25 protein-coding genes are annotated in these 25491 nt (G+C 47.1%); 23 read left to right on the top strand and 2 right to left on the bottom strand.

What is annotated here, in order from left to right:
- Positions 1 to 44: 44 nt before the first annotated feature.
- Positions 45 to 779, bottom strand: a complete 735-nt coding sequence (locus DWX43_RS15780) for a lysophospholipid acyltransferase family protein (RefSeq protein ID WP_118620954.1) — start codon at positions 777 to 779, stop codon at positions 45 to 47.
- A 269-nt stretch (positions 780 to 1048) separates the two neighbouring features.
- On the opposite strand from DWX43_RS15780, the gene DWX43_RS15775 reads away from it, so the two are divergent.
- From DWX43_RS15775 to DWX43_RS15675, 19 genes are all read left to right on the top strand, one after another.
- On the top strand, positions 1049 to 1465 hold the full coding sequence (locus DWX43_RS15775; RefSeq protein ID WP_109729989.1) for a protease complex subunit PrcB family protein: 417 nt from the start codon (positions 1049 to 1051) through the stop codon (positions 1463 to 1465).
- Positions 1466 to 1477: 12 nt separating this feature from the next.
- Positions 1478 to 3037: an SPOCS domain-containing protein gene (locus tag DWX43_RS15770; protein ID WP_109729990.1), complete on the top strand. Its 1560-nt coding sequence runs from the start codon at positions 1478 to 1480 to the stop codon at positions 3035 to 3037.
- A gap of 254 nt (positions 3038 to 3291) precedes the next feature.
- Positions 3292 to 3876, top strand: a complete 585-nt coding sequence (locus DWX43_RS15765; RefSeq protein WP_181368581.1) for a TetR/AcrR family transcriptional regulator — start codon at positions 3292 to 3294, stop codon at positions 3874 to 3876.
- Entirely contained in the window at positions 3873 to 4352 is a 480-nt protein-coding gene (locus DWX43_RS15760; RefSeq protein ID WP_118620952.1) for a flavodoxin family protein, read from the top strand. Before DWX43_RS15765 ends, DWX43_RS15760 begins: the two co-directional genes overlap by 4 nt.
- Positions 4349 to 5002 carry an NAD(P)H dehydrogenase gene (locus DWX43_RS15755; RefSeq protein ID WP_118620951.1) on the top strand — a complete coding sequence of 218 codons (654 nt, stop codon included), beginning with the start codon at positions 4349 to 4351 and terminating at the stop codon, positions 5000 to 5002. Before DWX43_RS15760 ends, DWX43_RS15755 begins: the two co-directional genes overlap by 4 nt.
- Before the next feature lie 269 nt (positions 5003 to 5271).
- Complete coding sequence (locus DWX43_RS15750; protein WP_182440725.1) at positions 5272 to 6285, top strand: LacI family DNA-binding transcriptional regulator; 1014 nt, start codon at positions 5272 to 5274, stop codon at positions 6283 to 6285.
- A gap of 81 nt (positions 6286 to 6366) precedes the next feature.
- On the top strand, positions 6367 to 7359 hold the full coding sequence (locus tag DWX43_RS15745) for a sugar ABC transporter substrate-binding protein (protein ID WP_109729995.1): 993 nt from the start codon (positions 6367 to 6369) through the stop codon (positions 7357 to 7359).
- A 121-nt stretch (positions 7360 to 7480) separates the two neighbouring features.
- Entirely contained in the window at positions 7481 to 8962 is a 1482-nt protein-coding gene (locus DWX43_RS15740) for a sugar ABC transporter ATP-binding protein (RefSeq protein ID WP_118620949.1), read from the top strand.
- Positions 8963 to 8978: 16 nt separating this feature from the next.
- A complete protein-coding gene (locus DWX43_RS15735; protein WP_109729997.1) occupies positions 8979 to 9935 on the top strand; it encodes an ABC transporter permease in 957 nt (318 codons plus the stop codon).
- Between the two features lie 52 nt (positions 9936 to 9987).
- Entirely contained in the window at positions 9988 to 10626 is a 639-nt protein-coding gene (locus DWX43_RS15730; protein WP_118620948.1) for an SGNH/GDSL hydrolase family protein, read from the top strand.
- A 602-nt stretch (positions 10627 to 11228) separates the two neighbouring features.
- On the top strand, positions 11229 to 12185 hold the full coding sequence (gene ispE / locus DWX43_RS15715) for a 4-(cytidine 5'-diphospho)-2-C-methyl-D-erythritol kinase (protein ID WP_242995948.1): 957 nt from the start codon (positions 11229 to 11231) through the stop codon (positions 12183 to 12185).
- Positions 12175 to 12852 (top strand): GntR family transcriptional regulator, encoded by a 678-nt coding sequence (locus DWX43_RS15710; RefSeq protein WP_109730000.1) that lies wholly within the window; start codon positions 12175 to 12177, stop codon positions 12850 to 12852. The genes ispE and DWX43_RS15710 overlap by 11 nt, the downstream gene beginning before the upstream one ends.
- 150 nt (positions 12853 to 13002) lie before the next feature.
- Complete coding sequence (gene spoIIR, locus DWX43_RS15705) at positions 13003 to 13647, top strand: stage II sporulation protein R (RefSeq protein WP_242995949.1); 645 nt, start codon at positions 13003 to 13005, stop codon at positions 13645 to 13647.
- A gap of 27 nt (positions 13648 to 13674) precedes the next feature.
- A complete protein-coding gene (locus DWX43_RS15700) occupies positions 13675 to 14862 on the top strand; it encodes a cation diffusion facilitator family transporter (protein ID WP_118620947.1) in 1188 nt (395 codons plus the stop codon).
- A gap of 66 nt (positions 14863 to 14928) precedes the next feature.
- The gene (locus DWX43_RS15695) at positions 14929 to 15630 is read left to right on the top strand and encodes an acyl-ACP thioesterase domain-containing protein (protein WP_109730002.1); all 702 of its coding nucleotides are present in this window, start codon (positions 14929 to 14931) and stop codon (positions 15628 to 15630) included.
- A 201-nt stretch (positions 15631 to 15831) separates the two neighbouring features.
- Positions 15832 to 16287, top strand: coding sequence for a sigma-70 family RNA polymerase sigma factor (locus DWX43_RS15690; RefSeq protein ID WP_118620946.1), 456 nt, complete (start codon positions 15832 to 15834; stop codon positions 16285 to 16287).
- Positions 16288 to 16311: 24 nt separating this feature from the next.
- A complete protein-coding gene (locus DWX43_RS15685; RefSeq protein ID WP_118620945.1) occupies positions 16312 to 17049 on the top strand; it encodes a hypothetical protein in 738 nt (245 codons plus the stop codon).
- On the top strand, positions 17040 to 17768 hold the full coding sequence (locus tag DWX43_RS15680; protein ID WP_118620944.1) for an ABC transporter ATP-binding protein: 729 nt from the start codon (positions 17040 to 17042) through the stop codon (positions 17766 to 17768). Before DWX43_RS15685 ends, DWX43_RS15680 begins: the two co-directional genes overlap by 10 nt.
- Positions 17737 to 18906: an ABC transporter permease subunit gene (locus DWX43_RS15675; RefSeq protein WP_182440724.1), complete on the top strand. Its 1170-nt coding sequence runs from the start codon at positions 17737 to 17739 to the stop codon at positions 18904 to 18906. Before DWX43_RS15680 ends, DWX43_RS15675 begins: the two co-directional genes overlap by 32 nt.
- A gap of 3 nt (positions 18907 to 18909) precedes the next feature.
- Here DWX43_RS15675 and DWX43_RS15670 read toward each other — a convergent pair whose 3' ends face one another.
- Positions 18910 to 19386 (bottom strand): DUF1648 domain-containing protein, encoded by a 477-nt coding sequence (locus tag DWX43_RS15670; RefSeq protein WP_109730007.1) that lies wholly within the window; start codon positions 19384 to 19386, stop codon positions 18910 to 18912.
- Positions 19387 to 19558: 172 nt separating this feature from the next.
- Between DWX43_RS15670 and DWX43_RS15665 the strand changes: the two genes are divergently transcribed.
- The 4 genes from DWX43_RS15665 (at position 19559) to pfkA (ending at position 25485) form a co-directional block, all read left to right on the top strand.
- Positions 19559 to 20380, top strand: a complete 822-nt coding sequence (locus DWX43_RS15665; RefSeq protein ID WP_118620942.1) for a S1-like domain-containing RNA-binding protein — start codon at positions 19559 to 19561, stop codon at positions 20378 to 20380.
- Positions 20381 to 20455: 75 nt separating this feature from the next.
- A complete protein-coding gene (locus DWX43_RS15660; protein WP_109730009.1) occupies positions 20456 to 20695 on the top strand; it encodes a polya polymerase in 240 nt (79 codons plus the stop codon).
- A 149-nt stretch (positions 20696 to 20844) separates the two neighbouring features.
- Positions 20845 to 24318 carry a DNA polymerase III subunit alpha gene (locus tag DWX43_RS15655; RefSeq protein ID WP_118620941.1) on the top strand — a complete coding sequence of 1158 codons (3474 nt, stop codon included), beginning with the start codon at positions 20845 to 20847 and terminating at the stop codon, positions 24316 to 24318.
- Positions 24319 to 24510: 192 nt separating this feature from the next.
- Positions 24511 to 25485, top strand: coding sequence for a 6-phosphofructokinase (pfkA, locus tag DWX43_RS15650; protein WP_347559307.1), 975 nt, complete (start codon positions 24511 to 24513; stop codon positions 25483 to 25485).
- Positions 25486 to 25491: the final 6 nt, after the last annotated feature.

Here is a 25491-nt window from a genome sequence, read left to right as displayed (position 1 = left end):
GGGCTTTTTCCCATCACTTATGAACGCTGGAAACTGCCCCGAAACTATACAAGGTCTGCATTCTTGCGTATCGTTTCCTGAATGATATTCTGTACATAACTTCCGATATGCTTCTTGTCTTCTTTATCCAGATCGTTTGGATAAATCGGTTCCCCGTATTCAATGACAACATGCACCTTTTTAATTCTTGGAAATTGTTTTTCAAATATGGCACACGTGTTATTCATAGAAACAGGAATGATCGCACAGTTTGTCTTAGTAGCGATTTTAAATGCGCCGTCTTTGAACGGGAGCATACTTAATTCCTCGCCTTTGTTGCGGGTCCCCTCCGGGAAAATACAGATGGAGATCCCGTTCTTGACATAATCGATTGCCTGTAAAATCGTCTTGAGCCCTTCCTTTGGATTCTCTCTGTCAAGGAACAGGCAGTAGAGATAACGCATCCACGTGGAGAGCAGCGGGATGTGCTCCATCTCCTTCTTTGCAACATAGCCGGTCAGCCGGCGGCAGCGGGAGTATGTAAGCAGGATATCGAAAAAGCTGCGGTGGTTCCCGATAAAAAGAACCGGCTCGTCCGGTACATGCTCTTCTCCGATCACGGTTGTCTTAACACTTGTAAACTTCAGGATGACTTTGAATGCCCACTGCACAATGCGCAGGGAGCTGTAGTCCCTTTTTTGGCGATTAAACTTTCCGATGATCCATTCGACCAGAAAAATCGGGATCGAGAGTATCAGAAACGTCACCAGAAAAATTACGACACAAATAAATCTGAACATAAGGAAAATCCTCTTTTCTTAATAAATAAAATATACCAGAAGGGAACCCCCCTTGATATTTGCTTTTCAATTATACTAAAGCACACAGCAAATAACAAGTAATGAGAAGGATATTTGCGGCATTTTTTTCTGTTTTACAGCTATCTTAACCTGTTTCTATGTCAAAGGGCAAAGGAGTTTGACGGTTACTGTGCACAGTAATGTTTGGTGGTATATTTATCTGCCCCGCATAATAAGATAATAGAGAGAATATACCGCGGGGAATGGATATGAAGAAACTGTATTCCAGGATATTATTTCTGTCGGTTCTTTTGTTAGCGCTGACACTGACGGGCTGCATCTCGCGTCCGCAGAAAACGGAAAAACTGCGGGATCTGGATTTTACCGTCATGGATAAGGAAAAGGTGCCGGATGAGTTAAAGGCGGCGATTCAGGAGAACAGGGATATGCCTTTCAAGCTGACCTATGCCGATCAGGGATACCTGTATATTGCGGAGGGGTACGGGCCGCAGAAGAAAAGTGGGTACAGCGTGGAAGTGACAGGGCTTTATGAAACAGAAAATGCTGTTTATATACATACGAATCTGCTGGGACCTGAGAAGGGCGAGAAAACACAAGATGTGGTCACATACCCTTATGTGGTGGTGAAACTGGAATATATTGACAAAAATGTCGTGTTTGATTAGAGGAGGACGCATATGGAATTGATTAAAAAACAGGTACATTACACACAGGAAGGGAAACGGACATTTGACCAGTTCTATCTGGACGAGGATTACAATGTTCCTGACGCAAAGGAAGACGTCCAGCAGATTATCCAGGGCAGCGGGACGGTAAAAATAGAGGACATTAAGCTGGTAGAGAATTACATACGCATCTCCGGAAAATTATATTTTCAGATTCTTTATGTGACAGCGACAGGCGATCCACAGCCGGCGGTTCTGGACGGGAAGATTCCTTTTGAAGAAATGGTGTACACTGACGGCGGGGAGATGGAGAGCTATTTTATTCAGAATATCCGCGTAGAATTTACTTCCACACTCGTGCACTCCCGCAAGCTGAGCATCCGCGCGATGGTAGAAATGGAAATCGGCAGGGAAAAGCTGGAGGACGAGGAAACGACCGTGGATATCGACAGTTCCGTTCCCATTTACAAGAAAATGAAACGTGTAAACCTTCTTGAACTGCATACGACCAAAAAAGATACTTACCGGATCAAGGAAGAAATCACCCTTCCCGGCACGAAAGAAAGTATAGGGCAGCTATTGCTGACCGACGTCAGCAGCAGAAAACTGGAGATACGGCTCGGTCAGGATGAAATGCAGCTGAAAGGCGAAATGCTCGTATTTTGTATGTATTTATCCGAGGACGGGAAGACAGACTGGCTGGAGCAGACCGTTCCTTATGAGGGCCGGATTGAGTGCGGCGGTGTGGAAGAGGGCATGTATTACTATGTACACAGCAGTCTGGAAGACACACTCGTGGATATCCGTATGGATGAGGACGGAGAAATGCGTTTGCTGGGTATCGAAGGGACGCTGAATCTAAGAATGAATATTTATGTGGAGGAAGAGGTTGAACTTCTGGAGGATTTATACTCCCTTGAACAGAATTGTGGATTTGAGACAAGGGAAGCGGTTTATGAGGAGCTGCTAGTCCAGAATTATTCGAAATGCAAGGTATCCGAAAGACTGTCCCTTCCAGAACTTAAGGATGACGTCCTGCAGATATGCCACAGTGAGGGCAGTGTCCAGATTGAGCATATGGAGCAGACGGATGCCGGTATTCAGATAGAGGGAATCCTGCATCTTAATTTCCTGTACCTGAGAGCGGATGATGCCATGCCGTTCGGCGGCTGGCAGGGAATGGTGCCTTTCTCCTACCTTTTAGAGTGTCCGGGAATGACGGAAGACGTGCGCTACAATATTTCTTACCATGTAGAGCAGCTTTCTGTGAATCTGGCCGGCAGTGAAGCGGTAGAAGTCAAGGCAGTCCTCGCGTTCGATATCTTCATGCGAAAACCGGTTCCAATGCAGGTAATTACCGATGTGGAGCTGACCCCGGTATCTATGGAAGAAATGGAGAAACGTCCGGGCATTGTCGGATATGTCGTGAAAGACGGAGATGAGCTGTGGAATCTGGCAAAGAATTATATGACAACGATAGAGGGCATTAAGGAAGTCAACGAACTGGAGGGCGATTCGATCAAGCCGGGGGATAAACTGCTGATCTTCAAAGAGAATATGAGCATTTTGTAAAAAAACAGACTGCCGGGCAGGGCTGTCTTAGAAAAAAGGGAACGGAAGGATATGCCGCGGATGATGCGTCCGCGGTTTATATCTGTAAAGGAAACTTTATTCTGGGGCAGCCCTGTCTGCTTTTTTTACCACGAGAAGCGGGCCAGGCGGACAAACCTGTTTGATGTATCCTCTTGACAAAGAGACAATAATGGTTTAAACTGACTATAATGACTAAAAATAATAAAAACGGTCAATATAAAGGAAAAGCCAATATGCCCAAGATTGTTTCAGAGGAAGAGCGCGGTCTGGTTAAGGATGCAATGTATGATGCCACGATCGGGCTTATCCGGAAAAAAGGAGTACGCAAAGTAACCGTGGATGATATTACAGAAGCCGTAGGAATCAGCAAGGGAGCATTTTATATGTATTATCCATCAAAAGAAGTATGCATCTATGAAGTGCTTAAGCAGAATGAGAAAGCATTATTTGCGCGCATGGAAGAGATTATGCAGCAGGATCTGCGTGACAGGGAACGGTGCGCAGCACTGATCAGGGAAGTGATGCTGTCACAGGACAGCCTGATATTATTTTTATCCCCGGCCGACCTGGAGATCCTTCTGAGAAAACTGCCTGCCGAATACAGGGAGCGTGAGGCGAAGAAGTCTGATGATTATTTTAAGAGGAGCCTCGAACTGCTGAAAGTGGGAAATGACAAGATGGAAGCGGTCGCAATGCTGACGGACTGTTTAAGTGTCGTTGCCTCTAATGAAATGTTCAGCGAGCGTGGAAAACAGGAGGCTCTGGATGTACTTGTGATGGCAATGGCGGATTATATTTCAAAGGAGGAGAGCGTATGAGGACAGTAATCGTCAGTGAGAGGGAAGATACCCCGGCTGCGGAAAAAGGAACCTTTATACTGGATTTGTCATCGAGGGAAGTCCGGGACTGCACCGGCTGCTGGAGCTGCTGGCAGAGAACCCCGGGGCGGTGTGCATCCCATGATCTGGATGATTTTTACAGGGCGTTTATGCAGGCCGATAAGGTCATCTTTTATATTGGCGAATCCTGTGATTTCGTAAGCGGGAAGCTGAAAACACTATTTGACAGGATGATCCCCCATTTTCTGCCCTATACGACTTACAAGACAGGGGAATCCATGCATGTGACGCGGTATGATCATTATCCGGAGATTGAGGTTTATTACAAAGGAGATTTCAGCAGCCGTGAGGCACGGATACTATATGAAGAATATCTGGGCCGTGTCTTTTATCATTTCCATATTCCAAAAGTATTGATTCACTCTGAAAATGAGAAGAAAGAGAGAACAGCATGAGTACTCTGATTATAAATGGCTCCCCTCGGGGAAAGAATGGAAATACGGAAATCTTTATCCGGCAGTTTTTATCTGGTGCGGGTGAGGAATATCCGGTCAGATATGCAGTAAAAGAAGCCCCGGAAACCCTTGCGGAAATGCTCCGGCAGTATGATACGTTACTCATTTTTATGCCGCTGTATGTCCATGCAATGCCCGGGATTGTGATGAAGCTGTTCGAACAGATGCGCCCGTGCGGGGAAGGGCAGAAGATTGGGTTTGTCGTGCAGGCAGGCTTTATAGAAGGGGCGCAGGCAAGATTTTTAGTGCGTTATTTAGACCAGTTTGCGGGACGCTTAGGGTATGAGAACCTTGGCACCGTGACCAATGGCGATGCGGCGGGGACATCGATGCTTCCTGAATTTATGAACAGAAAGCGTTTCAAACATCTGAACGCGCTGGGGGCAGGCTTCGCCGGAGAGGGACAGTTTGACCGGGAAGCAGCGGCCCTGCTGGCGGGGATTTATGAACTGACGCCGCGGAAAGTGAAGATGTTAGAGGCAATGAATAAAATCGGGGTAAGCCATATCATGTGGAAGAAATTCTGGCGGGATAACGGGCAGCTCGAACATGGACTGGACCGGCCATTTCTCCCAGATTCTTTTGGGTAATATGTATAAAAAGAAAACGAAAAGTTTGTGAAAGATTACGAAATGAGCAAAAACTGTTGACAAATCAGGGAACAGATAGTATATTTGATTTAGGGAATGGGAACGTTCCCTAAATGATAAACATATATACATCAGTATATTTTATATTAATAAAGCACCAGTACTTATTTTTTTACACTTTTATGGGAACGTTCCCTAACAACTTTTATGGTAATGAAGCGGACATTCTTGTATAATGAAATACAAAGCACATGAAAGGAAGTTCGCATATGAGTACAATATTTGATGTCGCAAAAGCGGCAGGAGTATCAAAGTCAACCGTATCCAGAGTGTTGAATGGAGAAGACGGGGTAAAAGAAGAGACAAGGATAGCTGTGGAGAAGGCGATTAAGGAGCTGAAGTATTCCCCAAGTTATTTTGCACAGGGAATCCGTACAGGGCGGACGAAGACAATCGCGATGATGGTTCCCGAATATACGAATATATTTTACAGTGAGATGTTCCGCGGGGTGGAGGATGTTGCCCTGGAATATGGTTATATGGTACTCGTCTGTAATACGGAGCGCCATGCCAACGCGGAGATTGAATATACAAAGGAACTGCTGAAGAGGAAAGTAGACGGGATTATTTATAATACATATTCTAATAGTGAAGCCATGCTGAATTACTTAAAAGAATTATCGAGGCAGCTCCCGGTTGTGTTTACGAATAAGATTTTTTCAGAGAATGATGATGTAGCCTATGTTTATACAGATGGATTTAAGGGAAACCGCAGGGCGGTCCATTATCTGCACGAACATGGCAGGCACAAGATCGGATATATCAGGAATACCAGCGATATCAGTGTGATTGAGGAACGGTACGAAGGGTATCTTCAGGGGCTGAAGGACTGCGGGCTGCCGTACCGCGAGGAGTTTGTTTACCGGATTACCCAGAAGAAGGAGCCTGACTATATCAAATTAGGGCATGAGGCCGCCGAGTATTTTATAGGGCTCGAAGAAAGGCCGGATGCCATACTGGCTGCGATTGATACACTTGCAATTGGATGTGTGCAGCACCTTCAGAAGAAGGGGGTCAGAATCCCCGAGGATATGAATATCATTGGGTTTGATAATATTTCTTTAAGCGAGATGATTGAACCTCCGCTGACGACGATCAGCCAGCCGATCCGAAGGATGGGCCAGAAGGCTGCTGAGATTGTGATTGCCAAAATTGAGGGCAGAGAGACGGAGGACCATATTGTATTTGATGGAGAACTCATTGTGAGAGAAACGACGAATTGATATTTCCCTTTTCCTGAGGCCTGGCCGGCATACCTTCTGGAAAAGGTGAATATAAAGCCAAGCGAACAGGGAGGAAATACAATGAAGAAAAGAATATTAAGTGTGATTTTATGTACCGTCATGGCAGTAAGTCTGGCGGCTGGATGCAGCAGCAAAGGCGGGGAGGACAGTCCTGCTTCTGATTCGGGCAAGGAGGACAATGCAAAGGATGACGGGTACAAGCTCGGGATTTCCGTTCTTACGATGTCTGGACAGTTTTTCATCGATATGGTGGATTCTGCACAGGCAGCAGTGGATGAGACTGGCGGGGAGCTGATCGTCAATGATGCGGACAACTCTTCCGAGACGCAGGTAGCGGCGCTGGAGAACTTTATCTCGGCTGGTGTTGACGGCATTATTGTGACGGCGGTTGATACGGAAGCAGTAGCGCCGGTTATTAAAGAGGCAAAAGAAGCCGGAATCGCGGTTGTCTGCCATACTTCCAAGGTAGATGGTTATGATGCTTATATCGGGGCTGATGAGTATCAGTTAGGATACACACAGGGACTTGCTGTCGGCAAGTGGATCGCTGATAACTGGGGGACAGATGAGAAGATTGAAGCGGCGACCTTGAACTATGACCTTTTGGAATCCGTAATCCAGAGGAAGGTCGGAATCATGGAAGGTGTAGCGGAGAACGCACCGAATGTAGAATTCGTTGCAGACGCGACAGCAGCGGATCAGGCGGAAGGTATGACTGCCACGGAGAACTTCCTGCAGGCGAACCCGGATTTAAGGATTGTGTGCGGAGTCAGCGATGGCGCGGCTCTCGGGGCATATGAGGCATTTAAGGCAAACGGCATGACCGATCCGAAGAAATACATTATCGCAGGTGTTGATGCGACAGAAGAAGCTTTGAACAAGATTTCTGAGGGGACAATCTACCAGTTTACCGTCGACCAGAATCCGACAGCTACAGGGAAACAGCTTGTGGAGACCTGTGTGAAGGTGATCAAAGGTGAGGATGTCGAGAAGGACTTTAATCAGGAACTGGTTGCAGTGACACCGGACAATATCAAAGATTATGTAAAATAAAATTGTGAAACGGGATATTATATTCTGTTTGAAATCAAAAACGGCATCGTTTTTTCTGGAGATTATTGCCTCAGTGAAAAGGCGATGCCCTTTTTGCACCATTTTTTAGAGGAGGAAAGGTATGCAGGCAGTACTGGAACTTAAAAACATTACGAAGGAATATCCCGGCGTAAAAGCGCTGGACCATATTAGTATCCAGTTTTATCCCGGAGAAGTCCATGCATTGATGGGCGAGAACGGTGCCGGGAAGTCAACCCTGATCAAGACGATATCCGGTGCCGTCAGGCCGAATGCCGGCAGTATATATTTTGAAGGCACGGAATATGGGAATATGACACCGGCACTATCACAAAAGCTGGGAATCGGGGTGATTTATCAGGAATTTAACCTGGTTCCCGAACTTTCGATCGCGGAAAATATATTTCTGGGACAGAAATTGAAGAAGGGACTCACTATAGACAGGAGGCTTATGAACCAGAAGGCGGAAGAGATCATGAAGGAGTTCGGAATTGAGATTGATGTAACCGCCCCTGTAAAAAGCCTGACAGTCGCCTACCAGCAGCTGGTAGAAATCGCAAAGACGATTACGGGGGATGTGAAGGTCCTGATTATGGACGAACCTTCTGCCCCGCTTACGACGAGAGAAATCGAGGCCATGTTTGGCATTGTGAATAAATTGAAGGAAAAAGGCGTGTCAGTCATCTATATTTCCCACAGGATGGAGGAAATCTTCCGCATTTCAGACCGGATCACGATTATGAGGGATGGCCAGTATATCGGTACAAAGCTTACAAAGGAGACGAACCGTCCGGAACTGATCAATATGATGGTAGGCAGGACTCTGGAGGAACAATTCCCGAAAGCTGACAGGGAGATCGGGGAGGTCGCGTTAGAGGTGAGGCACCTGTATACACATGCGCTGCTTAAGGATATCTCTTTTTATGTCAGGAAGGGGGAGATCCTCGGACTGGCCGGGCTTGTGGGGGCAGGAAGGACGGAAACGGCAAGGGCAATTTTCGGGGCTGACCCTATAGCGCAGGGTGAGATCTGGATTGATGGAAAGAGGGCGGATATCTCGAGCCCGAAGGACGGTATTAAGGAGGGGATTGCCCTGATTCCGGAGGACAGGAAGAAGCATGGTGCACTTCTGGAGATGTCGATCCGTGAAAATATCTCTTTTATTTCGATCAAGGGTATCTCGAAAGGATCTATTGTCAATCGAAAGAAGGATAAAGACTTATCGAAACAGTTTATCGAGCGTCTGAGAATCAAGACGCCTTCTATGGAACAGCTGACAAAGAATCTGTCAGGCGGGAACCAGCAGAAGGTCGTGCTTGCAAAATCGCTGGCAGGAAAATCTGATATTATCATCTTCGATGAGCCGACAAGGGGAATCGATGTGGGAGCAAAACAGGAAATCTATGTCCTGATGAACGAGCTTGCACGGGAGGGGATGGCAATTATTATGATTTCATCGGAAATGCCGGAGCTGCTAGGCATGTCAGACAGGATCGTGGTTATGCATGAGGGCGAAGTGACGGGAGAACTTTCAAAAGAAGAGGCGACCCAGGCTAAAATTCTGGATCTGGCTTCAGGAAAATAATGCGGGAGGATATCAGATGAAGAACAAAAATATATTAAAGCAGTTCAGCACAGTGATTATTTTGGTCGTGCTGATTGCATTTTTCTCAATCATGACAGATTCATTTTTAGCGGCGAAAAACATTTTCAATATACTCAGGCAGGTCGCGGTGCTCAGTATTTTATCCGTAGGAATGACTTTTGTAATTATTTCCGGCGGAATGGACCTTACGGTAGGGTCCCTTCTTGGGCTGACGGGCGTAATCTGTGCAAAACTTCTGGTGGAAGTAAGGATTGCCCCTGTGCTGGCGATCCTTGTTACACTTCTGGCCGGAGCGGTTTTCGGGACCGTCACGGGTTTTCTGATCGTGCGGCTGAAAGTATCGGCAATCGTCATTACACTCGGTATGATGACAGTTGCGAGGGGGCTTGCTTATATCATTTCGAGCGGACTTCCTATTTATAAAATACCGGAATCTGTCGTAACACTGGGGCAGGGCTACGTGGGCGGAATCCCGGTTCCGGTCATCATTATGCTGGTCATCGTACTCTTCGCAGGCTTTATCCTGAACCGCTCCTATTTTGGACGGTATATTTACGCGATAGGGGGAAATATAGAGGCCGCGCGGCTGGCGGGTGTATCTGTCGATAAGATTACCGTTTCCCTCTATTCGATCAGCGGTTTCCTTGCAGGAATCGCAGGTACCATCCTGATGGCGAGGATCAGCTCCGGCGCCCCGGCTTCTGGTACAGGCATGGAGATAGAGGTCGTGACAGCTGTTGTAATCGGCGGTGTCAGCGTAAACGGCGGAAAAGGGAAGATATCAGGTGCATTCCTCGGAGCCTTAATCATCGGAGTGCTTGGCACAGGACTGACGATTATGAATATCGGTGAGTACTACCAGCAGGTTGTGAAAGGGCTGGTACTAATCCTTGCAGTTGCCTTTGATGCATTTTCCAATCGTGAAAAAGTGAAAAAGCTGAAAGCCGATTAAGGAAGGTGGCCGAGGGTTTATTTTTAGAATATGTAAAAGAAAGAGGAGTAGCATGAGAACAATATTATGTTTCGGAGATTCCAATACATATGGACTGAAATCAGATTTACTGACGCGATATCCAAGAGACGTAAGATGGACGGGAGTCCTGCAAAAGAAATTAGGCGAAGATTATTACGTCATAGAAGAAGGCTTGGGCGGCAGGACGACTGTGTGGGATGACCCGGTAGAAGAATATAAAAACGGGAAGAAATACCTGCTTCCCTGTCTGGACAGCCACAAACCGCTGGACCTTGTCATTGTCATGCTGGGAACGAATGATTTAAAGATACGTTTTTCGGTATCGGCATTTGATGTATCGGTATCTATGGAAAATCTGATACGGACCATCATAAAATCTGACGCAGGAATCGATTTTAAGGCACCGGAGATCCTGCTTGTCACCCCGGTACCCATCCACAGTGTAAACAATCCGGATCTGGACCAAATGCTGGCTGGTGCGGAGGAGAAAAGCAGGATGCTGGCCCACTACTATGAAGAAATTGCGGGAAAGTACGAGATACATTACCTGAATCCGGATGGGCGGATCGAGATCAACGACACAGACGGTATTCATTATACGGAAAAGGGACACAGGCAGATGGCTGATATAATAGAAGAAAAAATCAGGGAAATCTTTCCGGAAAATTGAGCCGCTGTGACGGGGGATGCCGGGAGAGGGGAACGCCCTCTCCCGCTATGTTTCATTTACAATTTGACTCTAGTGTTCCATCCGGCAAGTAATTATCCTTCTGCTGTGCCTGCTCCGTGCCATTGCGTCGTTAAAATTCCTAGACGATGGCACCCCATCGCCGTCGGAGTTTTGCCTGCTCTGCACTTATCTTGCCAGCATCTGTCAGTATCTCATTACCGTTGAATTCCAAAAATCCATCCAACCTTTTGGCCCAAACCTCCATACTCATAAACGGACAGCTTTGTCGTTGTTGACCATAAAACCAACGGCGATGATTGCCTGTAAATTATAGTATTTTGAGTTATATTTTTTCCATCAGCTGCAGTTATTAAGTATTTCTTAATAACTGAATGGTCTCTCATATCCCCGTCTAGCTCTTTATTCAACTGCAAAATATGAAACTTCCTCCCTCAATATCCACAACATATGAAGGAATCGTGATGAATAAACAAAAAAATTAACTAACAGGCTGTAAACTAAGCAGATAAATAATTGATTTTTGGGGAAAATATGAGTATACTGTAGGTATAATGTATACAAGATACAAAGGAGGACGAAGGATGAAACGGATACCTGACCGTGCGGTACAGCCCGCACAGCCTTCTGATGGGCAGGCGCTTAGAGGAACCCGGAAGAGGATAGAATTAAAGGCACTTGCGAAGATCAATCTGGGACTGGATGTTCTCGGGAGAAGGGAGAATGGTTACCATGATGTGCGTATGGTGATGCAGTCCATTTACCTGTATGATGATGTGAAAATTGAGCGGACGAAGAACCCGGGTGTTGAAGTGAGTACGAACCTGTATTTTCTTCCTACGGATGAGAATAATATTGCATACAAGGCAGCTAAAATGTTGATTGAGGAATTTCAGATAAACGAAGGTGTTGTCATTACTCTGGATAAGCATATCCCGGTGGCAGCCGGTATGGCCGGGGGAAGCTCCAATGCGGCAGCGGTACTGTTTGGGATGAATAAGATGTTCGGGCTTGGACTGTCCCAGAAGGAACTGATGGAGAGAGGAGTGAAGCTGGGGGCGGATGTACCGTACTGCATCATGCGCGGGACCGTACTGGCGGAAGGAATCGGGGAAGAACTGACCGTTCTGCCCGCGATGCCGAAATGCACCGTTCTTGTTGCGAAGCCCGCAATCAGTGTTTCTACAAAAGTGGTCTATGAAGCGTTGGATTCAAAAGAGATTGTGGAGCATCCGGACATCGATGCCCTGATTTCCGGTCTGGAGAAGGGCAGCCTGCATGAAGTGGCGGCAGCGATGGGGAATGTTCTGGAGGATGTGACGATCCCCATGTACCCGGTCATCGAAGAGATCAAGAACGAAATGAAGGCACAGGGTGCCCTGAACGCGATGATGAGCGGGAGCGGACCGACCGTTTTCGGGTTGTTTGAGAACAAGGCGCAGGCAAGGAAAGCACAGGATAAGATTAGAGAAAAAGCACTGGCAAAGCAGGTGTATGTGACGAACATACATGGTGCAAGGAGGAACGAATATGGAGCCTAAATTCGAAGTAAATATCAATGAATACCTCCCGCTTCGGGATGTTGTTTTCAATACGCTGAGACAGGCTATCCTGCGGGGAGAACTTAAGCCCGGAGAACGTCTGATGGAGATTCAGCTTGCCAACAAGCTGGGGGTGAGCCGGACACCAATCCGTGAGGCAATCCGCAAGCTGGAGCTGGAAGGCCTCGTCCTGATGATCCCGAGGAAAGGGGCCGAAGTCGCGGAGATTACGGAAAAGAACTTAAGAGATGTTCTGGAGGTCAGGGGGGCGTTGGAAGAACTGGCGATTCGCCTCGCCTGTGACCGGATTGATAAAGAAGGAATCGAGAACCTGAAGCAGGCGGCCAAAGATTTCGAGGGAGTATTGGACAGTGAGGACATTACGCGGATTGCCGAGGCCGATGTGGCATTTCATGACATCATATATCTCGCAACGGACAATGAGAGACTAATCCAGCTGCTGAATAACCTGCGTGAGCAGATGTACCGCTACCGAGTCGAATATCTGAAACAAAAGGAATGCCACTCAAAGCTTCTGGCAGAACATCAGGACATGATATGTGCAATCGAGCAGGGGGACAGTGACCGTGCAGCCGACATCACAAGCCAGCACATCGAGAACCAGGTAGAGGCAGTAATCGACATCCTGAGGAACAAGAACGAATAAAAAATGAGAATATTCTGAAAACGGAGCGCAAAGGGGTCAGACCCCTTTGAAATTCTCCGCTAAAATATGTTTATATCAATGTATAATTGTATGAGTTCTGTTAATACTTCCTATATCAATCAGATATCAATTAGATGGAGGGAGTTACATATGGACAGAACTTATTATATAGACAGACGCGCAAACAGGATTATTTTAATCCTTGCGGTTATAGTGGCAACATTGATTATGGGATTTATTACATGGCGCATGCAGCTGACGGCCCGGGCGGAGACGCAGGAGCATCTTGCCTCGGAGGTGCTTCGGTTCCACATTCTGGCGAACAGCGACAGTGATGAGGATCAGGCGCTTAAGATGGAGGTCAAGGAACAGGTGCTTGCGTATTTGAAGGATGCGGTGCCCGAAGGCCTTGATGTGGATGAAACGAAGGAATGGATGCGCAGGCATACGGATGATCTGGAGCACATTGCGGCTCTGACAATTGAAAATGAAGGGAAGGACTACACGGTAAGTGCGGCGGTGACGACCTGCTATTTCCCAGATAAGACATATGGGGACGTGACTTTTCCGGCAGGTAATTATGAGGCTCTGCGAATAGAAATCGGCGCTGCCAAAGGGCATAACTGGTGGTGTGTCCTGTATCCGAACCTTTGTTTTTTAGATGCGGCAAATGCGGTCGTACCGGATGAAGGAAAAGAAGAACTGAAGAATGTGCTGACAGAGGATGAGTATTCGCAGGTGACGGCACAATCGGACTTTAAGATAAAATGGTATTTTCTGGAGAGCTTAAAATAGGACTCCGGTAACCATACGGAGGGGAAAATGACTGAGTTTTTAGTAAAACGTTTTGTAAAAGATTATGAGAATGTGGAAAAGGTGTCCGTGCGTACAGCTTATGGTGTATTATCCAGTATCGTGGGCATCTTTTGTAATGTTTTTTTATTTGTAGTTAAATTTGTCATCGGGCTTGTCCTGCACAGTGTTGCCGTCACGGCGGATGCATTCAATAACCTGTCGGACGCGGGCTCCTCGGTAATCAGTTTTATTGGTGTGAAAATGGCCGGAAAACCGGCTGATGAGGACCACCCGTTCGGGCATGGCAGGGTGGAGTACATAGCAGCACTTGTAGTTGCATTTCTTGTGCTGGAAGTTGGTTTTACCTTTTTAAAAGATTCATTGTCAAAAATACGGACGCCGGAGATGCTGAATTTCCAGCTTGTATCTGTAATTATCCTGCTGCTTTCGATCGGTGTGAAACTGTGGCTGGGCGTTTTCAACAGGAAATTGGGGCAGAAAATAGATTCCAAAGTGATGATGGCTGTCTTTACTGATTCTATGGGAGATGTTATCACAACAGGGGCAACAATTGTTTCTGTCGTATTTTTTGCGCTGACCGGAATCAACATCGATGGATTTGTCGGAGTCGGAGTCGCCCTTGTCGTGATGTGGGCAGGCGTCGGTATCGCGAAGGATACGCTGGAGCCTTTAATCGGTGAGGCGGTAGACCCGGACCTTTATACAAAAATTAAGAGGTTTGTTGAAAAGTATGAAGGGATTGAAGGTACGCACGACCTGATCGTACATAATTATGGACCTAACCGGAGCATGGCGTCCATCCATGCGGAAGTTCCGAATAATGTGAATATCGAGATATCACATGAGATCATAGACCGGATAGAAAGAGATGCAATCGACCAGCTGGGGATATTCCTCGTTGTACATATGGACCCGATTGAGACGCAGGACGAAGAGGTACTGAAAATCCGCAGGCAGGTGGAGGGAGCGCTGAACGGACTGGACGCGAACTGCACCATCCATGATTTCAGGCTGGTTGAAGGGCAGGAGCAGATCAATCTGATCTTTGACATGGTTGTTCCGATTACCTACAGCGACAGCCAGAAAAGAGAACTCCATGAAAAACTTGCTGCAAGGCTTAGGGAGACGGACTACCGGTATCGCTGCGTAATTACAATGGAGCACACTTTTGTGTCCGGGAAAAACGAAGACTGATGGTTACTGTTTACAGGCATGCCTGTGAACAGTAACGACTGATGAACAGGAAAGAAGGAGAAAGATATGTATTCATTTGACAGCAGAGTAAGATACAGTGAAATAGACCACCGCGGGACACTGACCCTTCCCGGACTCATCAATTATTTTCAGGACTGCAGTACCTTCCAGTCAGAGGACATTGGTCTGGGGCTTGGCGTATTGAAAGAGAGGAAAAAGGCATGGATCCTTTCCTACTGGCAGGTGATCGTGGAGCGTTTCCCGAAGATGGGGGAACAGATCACGGTCGGAACATTTGCCACCGGATTCAAAGGCCTGTATGGTGACCGTAATTTCATCATGAAGGATGAAGCCGGAAACAGAATCGCCTATGCCAACTCTGTCTGGGTGTTTATGGATACTGAGAAGGGACGTCCGGCAAAACCGGGGGAAGAGGATATCGTGCCTTACGGGATGGAGCCGCCGCTTGATATGGAATATGAAGGACGGAAGATTAAACTGCCGGAGACAAGCGAAAGCCTGCCCTCATTTCCAGTCCGCAAATATCATATTGATACAAACGAACACGTGAATAACTGCCAGTACGTCCAGATGGCGCTGGAGATACTGCCGGAGGATATGAAACTGCACCAGCTCCGTGTTGAGTATAAGAAGTCAGCCGTCCTTGGAGATGTCATTTACCCGAAAACGGCATATGAAGCGGACCGGACAGTCGTGGAACTTTGTGACGCAGACGGAAAGCTCTATGCAGTGATAGAATTCAAATAGTGAGAAAAAACCAGCAGCATAACCTGAAGGGGATAAAAAACCCGGAAAGGTTTTGCTGCTTTTTAGCTTATTAACCCGCACATTTGCCGGTTATGAAACGTTAATCATATTGTATGAATAGTTTGGAAATTGCCGTAGGGGTCAGACCCCTACGCAATTCCCGCACAATTCCTACAATTAGCAGAAAGGAGGATTTCCCGCGTGTATACAGGTCTGGAGGAGGATTACGACAAGGTTTACCGGTATTGTTATATGAAGCTTCGGCATCGTCAGACTGCAGAAGACATAACGCAGGAAACGTTTCTTCGCTTTCTGGAGGACTGCAATTATAAGGAAACAGGCAGGCGCCTGCCGTTTCTTTATACGATTGCAAGGAATAAGTGCATCGACTACTGCCGTTTGAGAAAAACGGCAGAGCTTACAGAAGATGCGGCATTATATGACTGCGGGAGCCAAAACACGGAGGTTAGGATTGACCTGCAGCGTGCGCTTGGGAAACTGGAGCAGGAGGAACAGGAGCTCATTTTCCTGCGTTATGTAAATGAAGTTTCTGTGAATGATATCAGCAAAATTATGAATATTTCCCGTTTTTCCGTGCGCAGGAAAACGCAGAATTGTCTGAAAAAATTAAAATCAATTATGGGAGAGTTTTATTAAACGGCTGTGAAAGGAGGAATCATTATGGACAGGAGATTCAGGGAAGAACTGAAACAAATATATCAGGCTCCGGACCCTGTGGGAAAGGATGCTTTCCTTCAGGAATTGGAGCAGAAGGCACAGAGAAGCCCGGAAATGTCAGGAATTTCGTTTCTTGGATTTCTGGGATATCAGGTTCCCTACATCAGTATCTGGAACTGGCTGCTTGGGGCATCTGTGTTCGCACTGACCCTTTTAAGTGTCCGGTATGCAGATGGGAAAGCCGTCTGGGCTGCGGCATCATTTGTACCGTTTCTGGCACTTGCGGCAGTATCCGAAAGCGGCCGTTCCATGCAGTACGGCATGGACGAACTGGAACTTTCGGCAAGATACTGCCTGAAAACAGTAGTTACTGCAAAGATCTTTATTATGGGGATCAGCAACCTTATTGTGCTGCTGGCGTGCATACTGGCAGTGGAGGCTGGTAACCGGACAGGAATCATTTTGAACGGGATCACGATCATGTTCCCTTATCTGGTAACCGCATTTTTAAATTTATGGATTGTCAGGAAAATACATGGAAAAGAAAGTATTTATGTCTGTCTCGGAGTCTCGGCCATTGTCAGCGGGGCAAATGTCATAAACGGGGTCATAGAACGGTTTGTGCTTTATGATTACCTGGGCACGGCAGGTATGCTGGTTCTGTTTCTGGCAGCAGTGCTGCTGACAGGAAGAGAATGCATCAAATTCATGAGACAATCGGAGGAGTATGTATGGAATTAGTAATCGACAGGCTTACAAAGCAATATTCAAATAAAATCGCCGTGGACCGGGTGTCCATGACCCTGTCGGCAGGCGTATATGGCCTGCTGGGGGCAAATGGGGCGGGAAAAACGACGCTGATGCGTATGATATGCGGGGTGTTAAAACCGACAGACGGGATGGTATCCTTTCAGGGAATGCCCGTATCCTGCGAGGAATACAGGTCGGCCCTGGGATATCTGCCGCAGGATTTCGGGTACTATCCCGACTTTACCGGACTGGATTTCCTCATGTATATGTCCCTTTTAAAAGGGCTGAACAGGCCGTCAGCCCGGAACAGGTGCAGAGAACTTCTGGTGCTGACGGGGCTGGAAGGAATGGAGAAGAAAAAAATCAAGACATATTCCGGCGGCATGAAACAGCGTCTCGGCATCGCCCAGGCACTGCTGAACCGTCCGAAGCTGCTCGTTTTAGACGAGCCGACCGCCGGCCTTGACCCGAAGGAACGGGTACGCTTCCGCAATCTGATTGCGGATCTGGGAAAAGAAAACATCGTCCTGCTTTCGACCCATATTGTATCAGACGTGGAAGAAATCGCCGACAGGATACTGATCATGAAAGAAGGACGGTTAATCTTTAACGGAACAGAGGACGCCATCGGGGAGAAACTGGAAGACTTTTATCTGGAACAATTTGAGGAGGATGGAGATGAGTCATTTTTGGGGACTGACAGGATATGAATATAAGAAACTGCTGAAGAAAAAGATGGTCTGGATTACACTGGCGATCCTGTGTGCAGGTGCCGTGTACGCTGTATTATACCCTTTCTTCAGTATGTCAGTATCCAGCGGAGGAACAACATACACATACGCTGAGATACAGGAAAATGACCGCAACACGGCGAAAGACTTTAACGGGAAAAAGATTGACGGCAGCATGATGAAGGAACTAGACAGAAGGGATCAGTCGGCAGACCGTGACGTGCCGGACGATATGAGGGGTTTCGCCATATCAATCGGGTCGAATGGAGCCATAAATTATCAGGAAGACAGAATTTTTGATTTCAAAGAGGATATTTACGGGATCAGAAACCAGGTACTTGAGAACCGCTGGGGGGCCGGACATTTATCCGAGGGGGAAATCAAAGAGCTGAGGAAGAAAAATGAGAACCTTAAAACGCCTTTCACCTATCATTATGCGGCGGGCTATAAGAATATCATCAATCTCGCGGATATCATCGCTATCATGCAGACACTGTTCATTGCCATATGTATACCGTTGATTTTTTCGGAAGAACACAACAGGAAAACGGCACAGATTTCACTGTGTACAAAATACGGGAAAGATGTATTGTTCGGGGCGAAGATATTTACTGGGGTTTCATTTTCAGTCATAACAACAATAGCCTTGTTTCTCTGTATACTAATACCGGCAGCGGCGTGTTATGGGACAGAAGGAATCCATACACAGGTACAGGTGTTTTACCCCTTCCTTTCATGGGATTTAAACATGGGGGAAATGCTGCTGGTCCTGCTTGGATTATGGATTGCGGCGGCGGTTCTGCAGAGTGCCTTTGTTATGTTTCTTGCTGAGAAATGCAGGAACAACACGGTGCCGATGGCGGTCATGGTGGGGATACTGATATTTACGTCATTCTTCAATATACCTGCACAGCATAAAATATTAGCCCAGATATGGGCATATGTTCCCGTAAACATGATGAGACTGCCGGATGCATTCGGGGACATGATGATATCCGCATTCGGAAAATATTACGGCGTATGGCAGTCCGCACCTTTATTTTACCTTATTCTCAGTGCGACTGCAGTTTTTGCAGGCGGCAGAATCTACCGCGGATTTCAGGTAAAAGAAAAATAGGGGCTACCTTCTGCGGATAATCTGGATCATAAAATACGCCATCGGACCAAACACCATAAGCAGTGATACGGCTGTAAACCAGACGGGCAGCGGCCTGGCGAAGGAACTGTTTATCGTAATGAATGAAAAAGTAAGCACTATAACGAATCTTAATGTGACAATCATATTTTTCAGGAGGGCGTAAATCCGGTACTTGTTTTCGGATGTGATCGTCACCCCGGTATTCCATACTTCGGGATGCTGTTCTAAAGCACCGATAAAAAGATACAGTAAGACAGACGCGACAGGGCAGAATAGAAGTTCATATTTGCCGCCCCAGCGGTCGATTTCGCCGGCACCGTTGAAGTGTGCCGGTATCCGGTCCGGGAACTGCCCCCATCTGATGATGAGATATACAAATGTTCCGATCAGTATAATCCGGGACAGAATAGTCAGGAGTCTGTGGTATCTGGTTGTGGGAACTTCGATGTTTTTTTTCATAAAGAATACCACCTTTCGAATAAAATGCTTAAAAATTGCAACAGATATAACTTCATTATATATTCAGGACCGGAATAGTCAATAAATCCGTGGAAAATAATTGCTAATTCCCCGGATTCACGTTATACTTACAGAGTATCGGACGAAGCGGTAACAAAAAGGAGATTTATGAATGAAGTTAGGTGAAAAGCAGATATTAACTGTTGTAAAAAAAGTAGATTTCGGAGTATATCTGGGGAGTGACGAAGAGCGTGTCCTGCTCCCGAAAAAACAGGTGCCGGAAGACATTGAGGCAGGTGACCCGATAGAGGTCTTTTTATACAGGGATTCAGACGACAGGATGATTGCGACAACACATGAGCCGAAGATTATGCTCGGACAGCTGGCGGTTCTGAATGTTGTGGATGTAGGAAAACTGGGGGCGTTTCTTGACTGGGGGCTGGAGAAGGATCTGTTCCTGCCGTTCAAGGAACAGACCGCGAAAGTGCAGAAAGGGGACAAGTGCCTTGTTTCTCTTTATATTGACAAGAGCAGCCGCCTTTGCGCGACGATGAAAGTATATCACATGCTTTCAACAGATTCCCCTTATAAAAAGGATGACAAAGTAAGTGGGATTATTTACGATACCAGCGATGAATTCGGCGTATTCGTAGCAGTTGACAGCCAGTACTCTGCGCTGATCCCAAAGAAGGAAGCGTACGGCAGCCTGAAGGTGGGAAGCATGGTTGAGGCGCGCGTGAGTGCGGTGAAGGAAGACGGAAAGCTGGACTTAAGTATCCGCGGCAAGATCCCGGAGCAGATGGACAAGGACGCACAGTATATCATGAACGTGATGAAAAGCTACGACGGAGAACTTCCGTTTACAGACAAAGCGGACCCGGAGCGGATCAAAGAAGAATTTGGCATGAGCAAGGCTGCATTCAAGCGTGCGGTAGGGCGTCTGCTGAAAGCCGGCAAGATTGAAATTCTGGAAAAAACCATCCGAATTCGTTAAAAATTCTTGCAATCCCCTTGAAATAAGATATAATAGGGGAGTAAGACGTAGTAGATTGAAAGGAGACTGAGTAAAATGAAAGTACAGAATATTACAGACATAGAGGCATTTTTCAAGGTAGTTGACGCTTGTAAAGGAAGAGTAGAATTAGTGACAGGTGAAGGAGACAGACTGAACCTGAAGTCAAAGCTTTCTCAGTATGTTTCTATGGCAAACATCTTCTCTAACGGCGAGATCCCGGAGCTGGAGATCATCGCATATGAAAAAGAAGATACAGACAAACTGATTGGTTTCATGATCAACGGCGGACAATAAGATCAGGTTGCACATAGGTAAAAGAAGCATATAAGGGCAGTCTCTGAGGGGACCGCCCTTTTTATCATTATAGATAGTTACTGTTCACACCCTTCGGGCGTGCACGGTAAGACTCCCGCCGCGGCAGACGGCGGCAGCAGAGGTGAACAATGGAATTTGCGCATTTACATGTCCATACAGAATATAGCCTTCTGGATGGTTCAAACAAGATAAAAGAATATGTGGCGAGAGTAAAAGAACTGGGGATGAACAGCGCCGCGATCACCGACCACGGTGTTATGTACGGTGTAATTGATTTTTACCGTGAAGCAAAGAGCCAGGGGATCAAGCCAATACTCGGCTGTGAGGTGTACGTTGCGCCGAACTCCCGGTTTGACAGGGAGATTACCGGGGGCGAGGACCGCTACTACCATCTGGTCCTGCTCGCGGAGAATAATACAGGGTATGCCAACCTGATGAAGATTGTTTCAAAAGGTTTTGTGGAGGGGTACTATTACAAACCCCGTGTCGACAAGGCGCTTCTTAAGGAGTACAGTGAGGGGATCATTGCTTTGAGTGCCTGCCTTGCAGGAGAGGTGCAGAGGTATCTCACGAAGGGACTTTATGAAGAGGCGAAGAATTCCGCGCTGGAGTATCAGGAGATCTTCGGAAAAGGAAATTATTTTCTGGAGCTTCAGGACCACGGAATCCCGGACCAGGCTCTGGTCAACCAGCAGCTTCTCAAGATGTCCCAGGAGCTGGGCATCGACCTGGTGGCGACGAATGACGTGCATTATACCTATGCGGAGGATGAAAAGCCGCACGACATCCTGCTCTGCATCCAGACTGGGAAAAAACTGGAAGATGAGAACCGGATGCGCTACGAGGGCGGGCAGTACTATGTGAAGTCCCCTGAGGAGATGGCACGTTTGTTCCCGTATGCGCTTCAGGCGCTGGATAATACGCAGCGTATCGCGGACCGCTGCGAGGTGGATATTGAGTTCGGCGTGACAAAGCTGCCGAAGTATGATGTGCCGGACGGCCTGACATCATGGGAATACCTGAACAAGCTCTGTTTTGAAGGTCTGGACAAGCATTACGGCAATCCGTCGGATGAACTGAAAGAACGCCTGAAATACGAGCTTGATGTCATCAAGAACATGGGATATGTGGATTATTTCCTGATCGTATGGGATTTCATTAAGTATGCGAAGGACAACGGGATTGCGGTAGGACCGGGGCGTGGGTCAGCCGCCGGAAGTATTGTTTCCTACTGTCTGGAAATCACGAACATCGACCCGATCCGCTACCAGCTGCTGTTTGAGCGATTCCTGAACCCGGAACGTGTATCCATGCCCGATATTGACGTGGATTTCTGTTATGAAAGACGACAGGAAGTCATAGACTATGTGGTACGCAAATACGGTAAGGACCGGGTGGTACAGATTGTTACATTCGGTACGCTGGCTGCCCGGGGCGTCATCCGGGATGTAGGGCGTGTCATGGACCTGCCGTATGCGTTTGTAGACACAATTGCGAAAATGATCCCGACAGAACTGAACATCACGATTGATAAAGCACTGAAAATGAACCCGGAGCTGCGTAAGACTTATGAGACGGATGAACAGGTGAAGTACCTGATCGATATGTCCAGACGTCTGGAGGGACTGCCCAGGCACAGCTCCATGCACGCGGCCGGAGTCGTGATCAGCCAGAAATCGGTCGATGAATATGTGCCGCTGTCCCGGGCGCAGGACGGTTCCATTACGACACAGTTTACGATGACGACCCTGGAAGAACTGGGACTATTGAAGATGGACTTCCTTGGGCTGCGTACGCTGACAGTAATCCAGAATGCCGTACTGATGGCGAAGGACAAATGCCCGGATCTGGATATGGATAAGATTGATTATAACGATAAGGATGTGCTGGATTACATCGGGACGGGGAAGACAGAAGGAATTTTCCAGATAGAAAGTGCCGGGATGAAGAGCTTCATGAAGGAACTGAAGCCCCACAGCCTTGAGGATATCATAGCCGGTATCTCACTGTACCGTCCGGGGCCGATGGATTTCATCCCGCAGTATATCCGCGGGAAGAATGACGCAGGTTCGATCACGTATGACTGCCCGCAGCTGGAGCCGATTCTGGCACCAACCTACGGCTGTATCGTGTATCAGGAACAGGTTATGCAGATCGTGCGTGATCTGGCGGGATATACGCTGGGACGGAGTGACCTGCTGCGACGTGCCATGTCCAAGAAAAAGGGCGATGTCATGCAGAAGGAGCGGCAGATATTTGTGCACGGAGATCCTGAAAATGGTGTTCCGGGCTGTATCGCGAACGGCATTGACGAAAAAACGGCGAACAAAATCTACGATGAAATGATCGATTTTGCAAAGTATGCATTTAACAAGTCCCATGCGGCGGCATATGCGGTAGTTGCCTACCAGACTGCGTTTTTGAAATATTACTATCCGGTTGAATTTATGGCCGCACTTATGACATCCGTGATTGAAAACCCTCCGAAAGTGGCAGAATATATCTATGCCTGCCGCCAGATGGACATTAAGATCCTGCCGCCGGATATTAACCGTGGTGTGGCGAATTTTTCAGTGGACGAGGGTAATATCCGTTATGGCCTTGCAGCCATTAAGGGTGTCGGGAAGCCGGTCATAGAAGCGATTGTCGCAGACAGGGATGAGTTCGGAGCGTTTAAGAATCTGGAAGATTTTATCAGCAGGCTTTCTGTAAAAGAAGTCCTGAACAAGCGTATTATTGAGAACTTTACTAAATCTGGGGCGCTGGACAGTCTGGGCGGCACAAGAAAACAGTTTATGAGTATTTATATTCAGATTGTGGACCATGTCAACCAGGAAAAGAAATACGCTATGACAGGGCAGATGACACTTTTCGACCTGGTAGATGATGAGCAGAAGAGTGAGTTTGAAATCAAGCTTCCGGATGTGGGAGAGTATTCTAAGGAAAACCTCCTGGCCTTTGAGAAGGAAGTACTCGGAATCTATATCAGCGGACACCCGCTGGAAGAGTACGAGGAGAAGTGGAGGAAGTCTATCTCTGCGACAACGGCGGATTTCCAGCCCGATGAGGAGACCGGAAAGACGAAGGTTCATGACGGGGCGCGGGAGATCATCGGCGGTATGATTACGGATAAGACTGTGAAGCATACGAGGACGAACCAGATGATGGCCTTCCTGACGATCGAGGACCTACTCGGTACCGTGGAAGTTGTAGTATTTCCGAGAGATTTCGAGAAAAACCGTGTTCTGCTGGAGGTAGATAATAAGGTATTTGTGAAGGGAAGAGTTTCCGAAGAGGATGAAAAACCAAGTAAGCTGATCTGTGAGAAGATTATCCCGTTTGAGCAGACAAAGAGGGAACTCTGGATACAATTTCCGAACAAGGCGCAATTTCAGGAGGGTGAGCAGATCATGTATGGATATCTGGCTGACTCTGAAGGCGACGATGAGGTGGTAGTGTACTGTCAGGAAGAGCGGGCAGTAAAACGGCTTCCGAGGAACCGGAATATCAGTATCAATTCCCAGATATTAGGCAGATTAATGAACCATTACGGTGAAAAGCGGGTAAAAGTGGTAGAAAAACCTATTGAAAACCATATATAAATAGGTTAGAATAATACCCGAAGTGTTAAAATTTAAGCAAACTGTAATGTGCAACTGTATTGCACATCGATCCACGACAGACAAAAGCAGAGTGCTTGAGTGTGAACTTTATGATTAGGTAGGTATTTTTTAAGAAAGGTGGATATGAACATGGCAGAAACAAAAGCAAAAAAGGAACTTATCCTGGACGAGATTGAAGATCAGATTCGCACAATCGGAGTTCTGACCAGTGGTGGAGATGCCCCTGGAATGAATGCGGCTATCCGTGCCGTTACGAGAACGGCTCTTTCCAAGGGATTGAAGGTTCGTGGAATCAGAAGAGGATATCATGGTCTTCTGAAAGAGGAAATTATAGATTTATCCGCCCGTGATGTATCTGATACAATTCAGCGCGGAGGTACCATCCTTCAGACAGCACGCTGCCAGGCAATGCGTACAGAAGAAGGACAGCAGAAAGCCGCTGCTATCTGTAAGAAATATGGAATCGACGGACTTGTCGTAATAGGTGGAGACGGTTCTTTCGCCGGTGCCCAGAAGCTGTCACATCTGGGAGTCAATACAATCGGCCTTCCGGGAACGATTGACCTGGATATTGCCTGTACAGACTATACAATCGGGTTTGACACGGCTGTGAATACTGCAATGGAAGCGATTGATAAAGTACGTGATACGTCTACATCTCATGAAAGATGCAGTATCATCGAGGTTATGGGACGTGACGCAGGTTATCTGGCACTGTGGTGCGGTATTGCAAACGGTGCGGAAAGAATCCTGATGCCGGAAGAAAAGGATTATGATGAGGATGCCCTGATTGCTGATATCATGGCGAACAAGAAGCGCGGCAAGAAGAACTATATCATCATCAATGCCGAGGGTGTCGGCGACTCTATCAACATGGCAAAGAGAATCGAGGAAGCAACAGGAATTGAGACAAGGGCAACGATTCTGGGACACATGCAGCGCGGAGGAAGCCCGACCTGCAAGGACAGAGTATATGCATCCACAATGGGGGCAATGGCAGTAGAGCTTCTCTGTGCAGGAAAGACAAACCGTGTTGTAGGATACAAGAACGGTAAGTTTGTAGATTATGATATGGAGGAAGCTCTGTCCATGAAGAAACAGATTCCTGCACATCAGTATGATATCGCAAAAATATTAGCAATCTAGGAGACG

Source organism: Clostridium sp. AF19-22AC, from assembly GCF_003479085.1.
Classification (GTDB): Bacteria; Bacillota; Clostridia; order Lachnospirales; family Lachnospiraceae; genus Faecalicatena_A; species Faecalicatena_A orotica.
The sequence above is the reverse complement of the archived record's forward strand: the minus strand, read 5'-3'. Positions and strand labels throughout refer to the sequence as shown.